Raw genomic sequence first — 12270 nt, forward strand, 5'->3', positions numbered from 1 at the left:
ATCAGCGGTTCAGCCATTGTGCCATATTTTCTTCAGACCACCAGCGTCGGGCATTTTGCGCGGCTGGCCACCCGTTGGGAGACACTGCCAAGAAAATAACCTTCGACATCACCGTTGGTGCCTCGTGAACCCACCACGATCAGATCCACTTCCTTTTTTTCGGCAAAACGCACAATCATTTTTGACGGGCGACCACCTTTCACAAAGGCACGCACCTTGCTGGCACCCTTGTTTTTTGCCTGCGCTTTTGCCTGCTCTGCCACCTCGGTGGCATATTCCCGCAAGGCATCATCCGGGATTTGAACATTGTCCGGTCGCACCATCGACAGGGATGCCTCAAACAGACTGTGATGCTTGTATACACACAACACCAGAATTTCCGCATCCGTCAGCTTCTGCAACTCAACCGCCTTTTCGAGCGCATTGAGTGCTCCCTCCGATCCATCCACAGCCACCAGGATACGCTTGAACATCGACCACTCCTCGATTACCTGAAAGCCAGATCACGCAGGAACAATGCAATCTGTGGAAAGATGATAATCAGCGCCGCTGCCAGTACCAGCATCAATACAAAGGGTGGTGTGCCGCGTATCACCTCCCAGTAGGGGCGCTTGAATATGGCAATGGCGGTGAAAATGTCACAACCAAAAGGTGGTGTGGCCGAACCGATAGCCACCATCAGGGTGATCAATACACCCACCAGTACCGGATCAAGTCCGGTTCCGGCAATGGCTGGCGCAAAAATCGGGGTCAGTACCAGAATCACCACAATCGGATCCACAAACATGCAAGCAATGAAAAAGGCGACCGCTATGGCAATTAACACACCGGTTGGACCTGCCTCATTAATTCCCAGCCCGCCTAATATCGCCTGTGGAATCTGTGCAAAGGAAATGATCCAGGAAAAGCCGTTGCCCACCGCCACCAGAATGAACACCACTGCGGTGATCAAGCCGGTGGACTTGGCAATGCGATAGATATCCATCAGTTTCAGTGAACGGAAAACAATGAACTCCAGCACCACGGCATACAACACACAGGCAGCAGCCGCTTCCGTCGGGCTGAACACGCCACCATAAATACCACCAACAATGATCACCGGAAAACCCAGTGGCCAGAGCGCCTGCTGCACGGCTGTGAGCCGCTCCTTCCAGCTGGCTTTTGGTTCGGTGGGCACCTTGTTGATGATGGCATAGGCAATGCAATAGGCCGAAAACATCGCCAGAATCAGCAGTCCCGGACCAATCCCGGCAATAAACAACTCGCCGATGGATGTACCCGAGATCACCCCGTAGATGATCATGCCGATGCTGGGTGGAATCAGAAAAGCAATATCACTGGCATTGATGATCAACGCCAGGGTGAAGGAGTCCTTGTAACCGGCCTTCAACATGCGTGGACGCAAGGGTGAACCCACTGCCACCACGGTCGCCTGGGTGGATCCCGAGACGGCACCAAACAAGGTGCAAGAGGTAGCGGTACTGACCGCCAGACCACCCTTGATATGACCAATAAATGCCATCACCATATTGATCAGTCGACTGGCTGACTGCCCACGGGTCATGATGTCGGCTGCAAGAATGAACATCGGTACTGCAATCAGGGCCGCCGGTCGGATGCCTCCCATCATCTGCTGGATGAAGGTGTTCATCTGACCAAAGCCGTCAAACATCATGTAGAAGCCGATCAGTGCTGCCACAATCAGCGGAATCATCATCGGAAAGCCCAGCAACAGCAGCACTACCATGGCCACCAGCATCAGTGTCATCATGACTCAGACCTCCTGCTCGCTGTCTTCATAACCGTCCAGCACGTGGGTGGACAGATAAACATCCCGGGACAGGATGTTTTTCACCCCGGTCATGAAGTACTGCACTCCGGTGACAATAAACCCCAGTGGCACCCACAGGTACATCAGGTACACCGGAATGCTCAGTGCAGGCAAGACTCGCCCGGTGCCATGAACACTCTGGATGTAACCGATCGCAAACCAGCAGAGAAAAAACATCACTGCCGAAGTGAAAAAGGCAATCGTGATCATCAGGTAACGTCGTACTTCCACCGGCAAGGCATCATAAAGGGCCGACATACGGATGTGCCGACCATGGCGTGCGGCATAACCGATACCGGCAAAGGTGATCATCACAATCAGGATGCGATTGATTTCCTCGGCAAAAAAAAGGCTTTCGCCAAACACAAACCGTCCCACCACATTGGCGATGGTATTGAGTGCCATCAGCAGTACACCCAGCGCCAGAATCACCGCCTCGGTCTTGCTGATGGCCGTATCAACAATGCCCAGCAAACCCGGCAGCGCCGACCGGTGTGCGGCAGGCAAATCATCCTTCATCAGGCAGTTTCCTCATTCGGCGGCCATCCCTGGCCAGGCAAATCACTCCATCAGATCACTCACCAACCACTGCTTCCAGGTCAGCCTTGAACTGCTCCAGCAGGGCTGCACCGCGCTCACCCGTCATTTCAATGAAGCGGGCTTCCACCTGAGGGGCTCGATCCATAAAAGCCTGACGTTCTTCCGCAGTCAGGCGTGTCACTGTCACCTGATCACTGGCTTCAAGGATTTTTTCCAGCATCCGGTCACCCAGACCCGGTACATACTCGGTGATGTAATCAAAGGCATGGGCCGTGGCATCACGCACCAGTTGCTGATCTTCAGCAGACAGACCGTTGAAGAACGCCTGATTGGCCATCATGGCCGTGGTGAACTGACCATGACCGGTGAAAATCAGGTTGGGCGATACTTCATACAAACCACCGGACTGAATCCAGAAGATCGGGTTTTCCTGCCCCTGGATGATGTTGGTTTGCAAGCCACCATAAACCTCACCCCAGGCCAGTGGAGTGGGGGTGGCACCAAAGGCCCGATAGGTTTCAGCCAGCAACGGGTTGGTCATTGTGCGAATGTTCTTGCCACGAAAATCTTCCGGGCTGCGCACCGGTGTATCCGCAGTCACCACCATTTCCCCTTCCGGATACATGGTTAATAACTCCAGCCCCTGCTCGGCATAAAGCTCAGTGAACATCTCGTTGATGGCTACACTGGAACGGAAAAACTCAACAATCTGCTCATCTTCAACCGGCAGCAGATAGGGGATGAAAAAAATCTGGGCTTCCGGGATCAGCGATCCGGTAAAACCGGGAGACTGGTTCACAAACTGCAGAATGCCAGCCTGAGTCTGTTCCATGATGTCATCAGACTCACCCAGTTCACCAAAACGAAACACCTGTACCGTGTGAGGTGAGTTGGCTTCAATGTATTCCCGGAATTTCTGGGCAAACACATCCTGCACATCACCTTCAAACTCTTCATGGGCATAACGCCAGTTCTGGCCGGCAGCTCCAGCGGTTGCACTGGCAGTTTCAGTATCCTTGTCTCCACCACAGGCTGCCAAACCTGCCAGCATGACCCCAGCCAGGGCAGTCGCCAGGACTTTTTTAAGCATCATTGGTGTATCCTCTTTTGTTGCGGTTGTGGCCGCCAAACGACCTGCCTGGCTTCAATAAAACCAGGTCCACCAATCAGAATGGCAAATCGAATTATTGATATCAAGGTTTTTCATTATTTTTTATTATGCATTTAATTGCATGTTTTATCTCAGGAGTCATCCATGAAAGCACTGATACAAAGGGTCAGTGAAGCCAGAGTCAGCATTGCCGGGGAAGTGGTAGGAGAGATCAATCGAGGACTGTTGGTTTTGCTTGGCGTGGAACGGCGGGATACCCAAGCGGATGCCGAATGGTTGGTGGATCGCTTGCTGCGTTACCGGATTTTTCCTGATGAAGCGGGTAAAATGAATCTGGGCCTGCAAGAGACCCGCGGCGGCTTATTGGTGGTTTCCCAGTTCACCCTCGCTGCAGATACTCGCAAAGGACTGAGGCCGGGCTTTTCCACTGCGGCAGACCCGGCTACCGGTGAGTTGCTTTATAATCATTTTTTACAACATGCCCGACAACTGCATGACCCGGTAGCCAGTGGCCGCTTTGGTGCCGATATGCAGGTAGGATTAATTAATGATGGACCGGTGACCTTCTTGCTGGAGTCACCCCTGACAAGTGTTTGAGGAGCCATAACCTTGACTGATTCCCGACCCAGACCGGTGGCGGTGGTAACAGGTGGTGCCCAGGGCATCGGCCGCGCCATTACCGGGGCACTGCTGCAACAAGGCTGGCAGGTGATGATTGCTGACATAGATGGCGAAGCAGGCACTGAGTGCATTCACCTGTTCGACAATCTGGGGCCGGTACTCTTTCAAACGGTTGATGTTTCACGCGAAGAACAAGTTCGCCAGCTGTTTCAGGCCACTCGTGAGCAAATGGGACCCATCAAACTGCTGATCAACAATGCGGGTATTGCCAACCCCTTCAGTGGCCCACTGGAAGACCTGGATCTGTCCAACTGGCAGCGTTATCTGGATGTCAACCTCACCGGTGTTTTCCTCTGCTGCAAACATGCCGCCGGTGATCTGCGTGATACCCGCGGCAGCATCATCAACCTCGGCTCCACCCGCGCCCTGCAATCTGAGCCGGATACTGAAGCCTATGCTGCCAGCAAAGGCGGTGTGTTGGCTTTGACGCACGCACTGGCCATCAGCATGGGGCCGGATGTGCGTGTCAACGCCATCAGCCCCGGCTGGATTGAAGTGGGTGAATGGCAAAAAACCAGTTCCCGTTACCAGCCTTTTCATTCGGATGAAGACCATGAACAACACCCGGTTGGCCGTCTGGGCAAACCGGATGATGTTGCCGGACTGGTATTGTGGCTGGCATCGGATCTGGCCGGTTTTGTCACCGGCCAGAACTTTGTGGTGGATGGCGGCATGACCCGCAAGATGATCTATCAGGGTAACTGATCAGAGATTGCTGACCCGCTTACAGCCCCAGCTCGGCGGTTTTCTGCTCCAGGGCTTCACCCGCTTCCAGCCATTCCATTTCCAGGGTTTCCAGCTGCTGCTGCAGGTTACCCTGGTCTTTCAGCAACTGCTGCAGTTCCGGCTTGCGTGCTGCATCGCTGTAAAGACTGGTGTCTCCCAGACTGGCTTCTGTTTGCTCCAGCTGTAAACGTGTGGTGTCCATCTGCTGCTCCAGCTTTTCCAGCTGTTTTTTCAAGGGTTTCAACAGCTCCCTTAAACGGGCTGCCTCCTTGCGATCCAGCTTTTTATTGCCGCTTGCAACGGCAGCAGCACTGCTTGTTGCCACTGCTGCCTGGGGCTGTTTTTCTGCCCGGCGCTGACCGGCCTGACGCTCTTTTAACCAGCGGGCATAGTCTTCCAGATCGCCGTCAAAATCTGTCACTCGACCATCGGCCACCAACCAGTATTCATCCACCGTGTTGCTCAACAGATGGCGGTCGTGAGACACCACCAACACAGCACCTTCAAAATCCTGCAGCGCCAGAGTCAGGGCATGGCGCATTTCCAGATCCAGGTGGTTGGTCGGCTCATCCAGCAACAACAGATTGGGTTTCTGCCAGGCAATCATCGCCAGCGCCAGCCGCGCCTTTTCACCACCGGAAAAACGCCCGACCGGCGCCAGCACTTCATCGCCCTGAAAACCGAAACCACCCAGAAAGTTACGCAACTCCTGCTCCCGTGCATCCGGTGACAGGCGCTGCAAATGCAGCAGGGGGGTGGCCTGAACATCCAGCGCTTCCAACTGGTGCTGGGCAAAATAACCGATATAAAGATGCTCACCGGCAGTACGCTGACCACTGACCAGCGGCACATCACCCACCAGTGATTTGATCAGTGTTGATTTACCCGCCCCGTTCGGCCCCAACAGACCAATGCGCTGGCCGGGATGCAGGGTAAAACCCACCTGACGCACTACCGCTGCCTGCTGGTAACCCAGTTCGGCATCTCGCATCACCAGCAGCGGATCAGAAGACTGGTCCGCTTCGGGGAAATCAAAATGAAAGGGTGAGTCCACATGCGCCGGTGCAATTTTTTCCATCCGCTCCAGCGCCTTGATACGGCTCTGCGCCTGCTTGGCCTTGGAGGCCTTGGCTTTAAAGCGGCGGACAAAATCCTCCATGTGAGCAATTTCACGCTGCTGCTTTTCATACATGGACTGCTGCTGCGCCAGCCGCTCGGCACGTTGCCGCTCAAACGCCGAATAACCACCGCGATACAACCATAACTGCCGATGCTCCACATGCAGCAAATGATCCACCACGTTGTCGATGAAGTCCCGGTCATGGGAAATCAGCAGCAGGGTACCGGGGTAACTGCGCAGCCAACCCTCCAGCCACAAGGTGGCATCCAGATCCAGGTGGTTGGTCGGCTCATCCAGCAGCAGCAAATCCGAAGGCATGAACAGGGTGCGCGCCAGATTCAGGCGAATGCGCCAGCCACCGGAAAAGCTGTTAACCGGATTATTGAAGCTGTCTTGTGCAAATCCCAGCCCAGCCAGCAGCTGTTCGGCTTCAGCCCGTTTGGAATAACCCTGCAGCAGATCATACTGGCCATGCAGTTCCGCCAGCCGCTGATTGTTACCCTCTGCTTCCGCCTGCAGTAACGCCTGCTCAACGGCTTTCAGCTCACCATGGCCTTCCAGCACATAATCCAGCGCTGGCTGGGTCAGTCCAGGAACCTCCTGCGCCAGGTGTGCAATACGATCATAACCGGACATTTGCAGCTCACCGGCATCCGGTGTAAGTTCACCCAGAAGCAGTTTGAACAGGGAAGACTTACCTGCACCGTTGGCACCCGTGAGGGCTACTTTCCAACCTGCATGAAGGCTGACACTGGTATTTTCCAGCAAACGCAAATCACCGCGTTGCAGGGTCAGCCCGCGAAATGTCATCATGGTGTACTGCTCCGGATCTTTTTGCTGTTACAGAAGCACTGAATAAGGACTCAAAAAAATGCTGCTGCATGATAACCCGTTCTGGCGCTTTTCGCTGAGCCTGTATCAGCTCAAGCGTATCAAGGATGCCTGCCTGCAGTTGCAGGACGAAAGTGGCGCCAATGTTAACCTGCTGCTTTTTGCGCTGTGGGTATCCCAGCAACAGCTGCGTTTTGCCCCCGACTGGAAGCAATCCTTTCAGCAACTGGATAACTGGCATCGGGATTACACCTTGCAGTTGCGCCGCCAGCGTAATGAACTCAAGGTGCTGGCTGAAAAAGCGGATCAGCATGAAGATGGTCCACTGCACCGCATGCGTGATCACATCATGAAGGCTGAACTGCTGGCTGAACAGCAGGAACAGGCGGTGCTTTATTATTATTACCAGGAACGCCAGGGATTGCTGGATTGTGAAAACAAGGAAGCTGCACTGATTGAAAACCTCTGCAACTGCTTTGAAGATCCTACCCAGGTGGATGATGCACCCCTGAAAGTCTTGCTGGGCGTGCTACTGGATGAGCGTGATACCGAGTTTGCCATCGTTCGCCTGCGGGAACAGCTGGAGCGACGCCATCAACGTCGTTAAGGAACCAAAAAACCTCAACAGCCTCTGATAACATCGAACAACATGCAATTTTGCACAACCCAAGGAGTCACCATGTACAAACAACTGGGCCTGTTGGCCACTGCAGCAACTCTGAGCCTGGCGCTGGCCCTGCCTGCCACTGCTCTGGCCAACCCCTCAACAGACAAGGAACGCATTGGTTACAGCCTGGGCATTATGGTTGGTCGCCAGTTACAGCAGGACGTGAAGGACCTGGACATCGATAGCTTCAGCGCCGCGCTGAAAGACCTTTATGCCGGTCGCGAACCCAAACTGGATGATCAGCAGATCGGCCAGGTACTGGAACAGCTGCAACAACAACTGATGGCTGAAGCCCAGCAGCAGGCTGAACGCGAGGCCGCAGAAAACCTACAGCGCGGCCAGCAGTTCCTGGCTGAAAATGCCGGCAAGGCGGGTGTACAAGTCACCGCCTCTGGCCTGCAATACAAGGTAGTGCGTGAAGGCAAGGGTAACAAGCCCAAAGCCGGCTCCACAGTCAAAGTACACTATGAAGGCACCCTGACTGATGGCACGGTGTTCGACAGCTCTTACCGTCGTGGTGAGCCTGTCAGTTTCCGGGTCAACCAGGTAATTGCCGGTTGGCAGGAAGCACTGCAACTGATGCCGGAAGGCAGTGAGTGGATGCTTTATATTCCTGCTGAGCTGGCTTATGGTCCGGCCGGTGCCGGTGGTGCCATTGGCCCCAACGAAACCCTGGTGTTCAAAGTGGAACTGCAGGAAGTCAAAGACTAATTTAATCCCTGATTAAGCAGCATAAAAAAACGGCCCGTAGGCCGTTTTTTTAGATCCGCAAGAAAATCAACCCTGGGCTTCAGCCGCAAATGCTGCTTTATCTTCCTCGGTCACTTCCTTGATCGACAGCTTCACGCGGTTACGGTTATCAATGTCGATCACCTTAACCAGCACTTCCTGACCTTCACTCAGGTAGTCCTTGACGTTTTCTACCCGCTTGTTGTCGATCTGGGAAATGTGCACCAAACCATCCTGACCCGGCAGGAAGGTGACAAAGGCACCAAAGTCAGCCAGACGCGCAACCTTGCCCATGTAGACCTTATCAATTTCAGCACTGGCAGTCAGACCAATGATCATGTCGATGGCGGCCTTGGCAGACAGCTGGGAATCAGCATACACCTTGATTTCACCGGAATCGTCGATATCAATGGAAGCACCGGTTTTTTCAGTGATGCTACGGATGGTGGCGCCACCCTTGCCGATCACGTCACGGATCTTGTCGGTATCAATTTTGATAGTGGTCATGGTTGGTGCATTGTCGGACAGCTCAGCACGTGCGCTTGGCAGCACCTGATTCATCTGCTCCAGGATTTCCATACGCGCCTGATTGGCCTGCTGCAGGGCAAGTTCCATGATTTCTTCGTTAATGCCTTCAATCTTGATGTCCATCTGCAGCGCAGTAACACCAGCAGCCGAACCGGCCACTTTGAAGTCCATGTCGCCCAGGTGATCTTCATCACCCAGGATGTCGGTCAGTACAGCAAAACGCTCACCTTCCTTGACCAGACCCATGGCAATACCGGCCACTGGTGCTTTCAGAGGCACACCGGCATCCATCAATGCCAGTGAAGAACCACAAACGGATGCCATGGAGCTGGAACCGTTGGACTCAGTGATTTCAGATACCACACGAATGGTGTAGGGGAATTCACTCTCAGAGGGCAGCATGGACTGCACACCACGCTTGGCCAGACGACCATGACCAATTTCGCGGCGCTTCGGCCCCCCCATGAAACCAGCCTCACCCACCGAGAAGGGAGGGAAGTTGTAGTGGAACAGGAAGCTATCCTTGAACTCACCTTCCAGACTTTCGATGATCTGTGCATCACGGGTGGTACCCAGAGTGGCCACAACCAGTGCCTGAGTTTCACCGCGAGTGAACAGGGCAGAACCATGCACCTTGGGCAGCACACCCACTTCGATGGTCAGCGGACGCACAGTCTTGTGGTCACGACCATCAATACGCGGCTCACCGTTCAGTACGTTGTTACGCACCACATCTTTTTCAATCTTGGCAAAGACTGACTTCACTGCATCAGCAGAAGGTGCATCTTCAGCACCCGTCGCCAGTTGCGCCACAACCGACTGACGGATTTCATCCAGACGGCCATAACGCTGCATCTTGTCAGTGATCTTGTAAGCTTCACGAATACCGGCTTCTGCCAGCGGACGCACCAGCGCTTCTGTGCTGGTGTCACGCGGGGCTGGCTGCCAATCCCAGGCCGGTTTACCTGCTTCAGCGGTAAACTCTTTAATCGCCTGAATCACCACCTGCATTTCATCGTGGGCAAACAGCACCGCACCCAGCATCTGGTCTTCGGTCAGCTCTTTGGCTTCCGATTCAACCATCAATACTGCAGCTTCAGTACCAGCCACCACCATGTCCAGGCGGGAGTCTTTCAGCTGTGCAGAGTTGGGGTTCAGCATGTAACCGCCAGCATCGGTGTAACCGACACGGGCAGCACCCAGCGGACCATTAAACGGCACACCAGAAATGGACAGGGCTGCTGAGGCACCAATCATGGCAGCAATGTCTGCTTCCATACCACGCTCAGCAGATACTACCGTGCAAATCACCTGCACTTCGTTCATGAAACCTTTAGGGAACAGAGGACGAATCGGGCGGTCAATCAGACGGGAAACCAGGGTTTCCTTTTCAGTCGGGCGGCCTTCACGCTTGAAGAAGCCACCGGGAATCTTGCCTACGGCGTAGGTCTTTTCCTGATAAAACACAGCCAGCGGGAAAAAGTCCTGGCCGGGGCTGACGTCTTTTTTGGCAACAGCAGTACACAGCACGCTGGTGTTATCGATGGTCACCAGTACCGCACCGGTGGCCTGACGAGCAATGCGGCCGGTTTCGAGGGTTACGGTGCTCTGACCATACTGGAAGGTTTTCTTGATTGCTACTGGAGTCACGGAATATTTCCTTTGATTTCGATTATTTTCGCCATTAATTAGCCCGCCTATCATACGCGCCTTGTTGTTGCAAACAAAGTGTTACCGCCCATAAAAACAAAACCCCCGCAGCAAGCTGCGGGGGTTTGCAGGACAACTGAAGCCCTTGGATCAGCGACGCAGACCCAGACGCTTGATCAGTTCAGCATAACGGCTGGTGTCTTTCTGCTTCAGGTAGTCCAGCAGTTTACGACGCTGGTTAACCTTGCGGATCAGACCACGACGGCTGTGGTGGTCTTTTTTGTTCACTTCAAAGTGACCCTGCAGGGTGTTGATGTCGTGAGTCAGCAGGGCAACCTGTACTTCCGGGGAGCCGGTGTCGTTGGCGCCACGAGCATATTCTTTAACGATTTCAGCTTTCTGTTCAGCTGTCAGCATGGTTATTACTCCACAGTCGCTTGAGGACAGAGGCGAGGCCGTGCGACGTTACAGCCTGCCCGATATTAACCCTGAGCTGCGACACTGCGCATTTTCAGGGGTTGCAGCAACAGCTTGTCAGCTTCACTGCGCACCTGTGCCAGACCGATAAAATCTGACCCGGATGCATAAAGGCGCACATTTTCCCCGATTGCAGCCACTTCGTCCAGCAGTTTCACTGCCTGGCCTTGCAACAGCTTTTCAGCATCTGCTTCATTCAGCTGGCAGATTGGCAGGTGCCGCACCAGATGATCCACTGGCCGCATGTAAGCGAGAATGCCGGCTTCGCCCTGCTGTTCAAAAGCAGCTTCCAGAGTTGGCAGATCCACCAGTTGACTGGCATCCTCCGCCCCGGAGGCAATACGCCGCAACGAAGACAGGTAACCACCACTACCCAAGGCCCGCGCCAGGTCTTCCCCCAGCACACGAATATAAGTGCCCTTGGAGCAGTGCACCTCCAGAGTCAGGCTATCGGGTGTAAACTCCAGCAACTTCAGCTGATGCAAAACAATATCACGGGGTGGCCGTTCAACATTTTCTCCGGCACGAGCCAGCTCATAAAGCTTGCGCCCTTGATGCTTGAGTGCCGAATACATGGGTGGCACCTGTTGCTGCGGACCAGTGAAATCTGCCAGCAGCTGCTGCAGGCGCGTTTCATTCATCTCCGGTAAAGGAAAACACTCCAGCGCTTCACCTTCAGCATCACCGGTATCGCGGGTCTCACCCAGCTGAATGCGCGTCACGTAGGTTTTATCCGCATCCAGTCCCTGACTGGCAAACTTGGTCGCTTCACCAAAACACAGTGGCAACACACCGGTAGCCAGCGGATCAAGATTCCCGGTGTGACCGGCTTTTTTGGCCTTCAAAAGCCATTTGATACGCTGCAAGGCCTGGTTACTGGATAAACCCAGCGGCTTATCCAGCAGCAACACACCATCCACCGGTTTACGCGGGATTTTTTTCTGCGTTTTCTGCATCAGTCAGCAACAACCTCAGTCCTTGCCATCTTCACGATGACGACTGCGATCTTCCGCCATGGCACGTTCAATCAGGCTGCTCAGCTCCTGACCACGGCGCACACTTTCATCAAAGTGAAAGCGCAACTGGGGCACCACCCTGAGTTTGATGGCCTGCCCAATGCGACTGCGTAAAAAACCGGCAGCCTGCTTCAGGATCGCCATGTTTTCGGCAATCACTTCCGGCTTGTCTTCTTTACCCAAAATGGTCACATAAACATCGGCATAACCCAGATCCTTACTGACCTTGACACCACTCACAGTAATCATGGCATCCAGACGCGGATCTTTGACCTCACGCTGGATCATCACTGCCAGCTCACGCTGCATCTGGTCACCAATGCGGTCCAGACGACTGAATTCTTTCATGTAAGACCTCCAATA

Annotated in this window: 13 protein-coding genes; 4 read left to right on the forward strand and 9 right to left on the reverse strand. The window is 54.1% G+C overall.

What is annotated here, in order from left to right; all coding sequences use genetic code 11:
• Positions 1-32: 32 nt before the first annotated feature.
• The 4 genes from BT114_RS10560 to BT114_RS10575 are packed head-to-tail and all read right to left on the reverse strand — an operon-like array spanning position 33 to position 3464.
• Positions 33-473: a universal stress protein gene (locus BT114_RS10560; protein ID WP_072326435.1), complete on the reverse strand. Its 441-nt coding sequence runs from the start codon at positions 471-473 to the stop codon at positions 33-35.
• A 14-nt stretch (positions 474-487) separates the two neighbouring features.
• A complete protein-coding gene (locus tag BT114_RS10565; RefSeq protein ID WP_072326436.1) occupies positions 488-1771 on the reverse strand; it encodes a TRAP transporter large permease in 1284 nt (427 codons plus the stop codon).
• Positions 1772-1774: 3 nt separating this feature from the next.
• Positions 1775-2350, reverse strand: coding sequence for a TRAP transporter small permease (locus tag BT114_RS10570; protein ID WP_072326437.1), 576 nt, complete (start codon positions 2348-2350; stop codon positions 1775-1777).
• 55 nt (positions 2351-2405) lie between these two features.
• Positions 2406-3464 carry a TRAP transporter substrate-binding protein gene (locus tag BT114_RS10575; protein WP_072326438.1) on the reverse strand — a complete coding sequence of 353 codons (1059 nt, stop codon included), beginning with the start codon at positions 3462-3464 and terminating at the stop codon, positions 2406-2408.
• Positions 3465-3626: 162 nt separating this feature from the next.
• Here BT114_RS10575 and dtd point away from each other — a divergent pair, with 162 nt between their 5' ends.
• Positions 3627-4079 (forward strand): D-aminoacyl-tRNA deacylase, encoded by a 453-nt coding sequence (dtd, locus tag BT114_RS10580; protein ID WP_072326439.1) that lies wholly within the window; start codon positions 3627-3629, stop codon positions 4077-4079.
• Positions 4080-4091: 12 nt separating this feature from the next.
• On the forward strand, positions 4092-4868 hold the full coding sequence (locus BT114_RS10585; RefSeq protein WP_143142823.1) for an SDR family oxidoreductase: 777 nt from the start codon (positions 4092-4094) through the stop codon (positions 4866-4868).
• Positions 4869-4887: 19 nt separating this feature from the next.
• Here the strand turns inward: BT114_RS10585 and BT114_RS10590 are convergent, their stop codons facing one another.
• Positions 4888-6822, reverse strand: coding sequence for an ATP-binding cassette domain-containing protein (locus BT114_RS10590; RefSeq protein WP_072326441.1), 1935 nt, complete (start codon positions 6820-6822; stop codon positions 4888-4890).
• A 58-nt stretch (positions 6823-6880) separates the two neighbouring features.
• On the opposite strand from BT114_RS10590, the gene BT114_RS10595 reads away from it, so the two are divergent.
• Positions 6881-7447, forward strand: a complete 567-nt coding sequence (locus BT114_RS10595; RefSeq protein ID WP_072326442.1) for a TIGR02444 family protein — start codon at positions 6881-6883, stop codon at positions 7445-7447.
• A 72-nt stretch (positions 7448-7519) separates the two neighbouring features.
• A complete protein-coding gene (bamJ, locus tag BT114_RS10600; protein WP_072326443.1) occupies positions 7520-8218 on the forward strand; it encodes a BamJ family beta-barrel-assembly machinery protein in 699 nt (232 codons plus the stop codon).
• Positions 8219-8284: 66 nt separating this feature from the next.
• Here the strand turns inward: bamJ and pnp are convergent, their stop codons facing one another.
• From pnp to rbfA, 4 genes are all read right to left on the reverse strand, one after another.
• Positions 8285-10468 carry a polyribonucleotide nucleotidyltransferase gene (gene pnp / locus BT114_RS10605; RefSeq protein ID WP_072326444.1) on the reverse strand — a complete coding sequence of 728 codons (2184 nt, stop codon included), beginning with the start codon at positions 10466-10468 and terminating at the stop codon, positions 8285-8287.
• A 96-nt stretch (positions 10469-10564) separates the two neighbouring features.
• Positions 10565-10831, reverse strand: a complete 267-nt coding sequence (gene rpsO / locus BT114_RS10610) for a 30S ribosomal protein S15 (protein ID WP_072326445.1) — start codon at positions 10829-10831, stop codon at positions 10565-10567.
• Positions 10832-10896: 65 nt separating this feature from the next.
• Positions 10897-11847: a tRNA pseudouridine(55) synthase TruB gene (truB, locus tag BT114_RS10615; RefSeq protein WP_072326446.1), complete on the reverse strand. Its 951-nt coding sequence runs from the start codon at positions 11845-11847 to the stop codon at positions 10897-10899.
• A gap of 15 nt (positions 11848-11862) precedes the next feature.
• Positions 11863-12255: a 30S ribosome-binding factor RbfA gene (gene rbfA, locus BT114_RS10620; RefSeq protein ID WP_072326447.1), complete on the reverse strand. Its 393-nt coding sequence runs from the start codon at positions 12253-12255 to the stop codon at positions 11863-11865.
• Positions 12256-12270: the final 15 nt, after the last annotated feature.

Source organism: Marinospirillum alkaliphilum DSM 21637, from assembly GCF_900119735.1.
Classification (GTDB): Bacteria; Pseudomonadota; Gammaproteobacteria; order Pseudomonadales; family Halomonadaceae; genus Marinospirillum; species Marinospirillum alkaliphilum.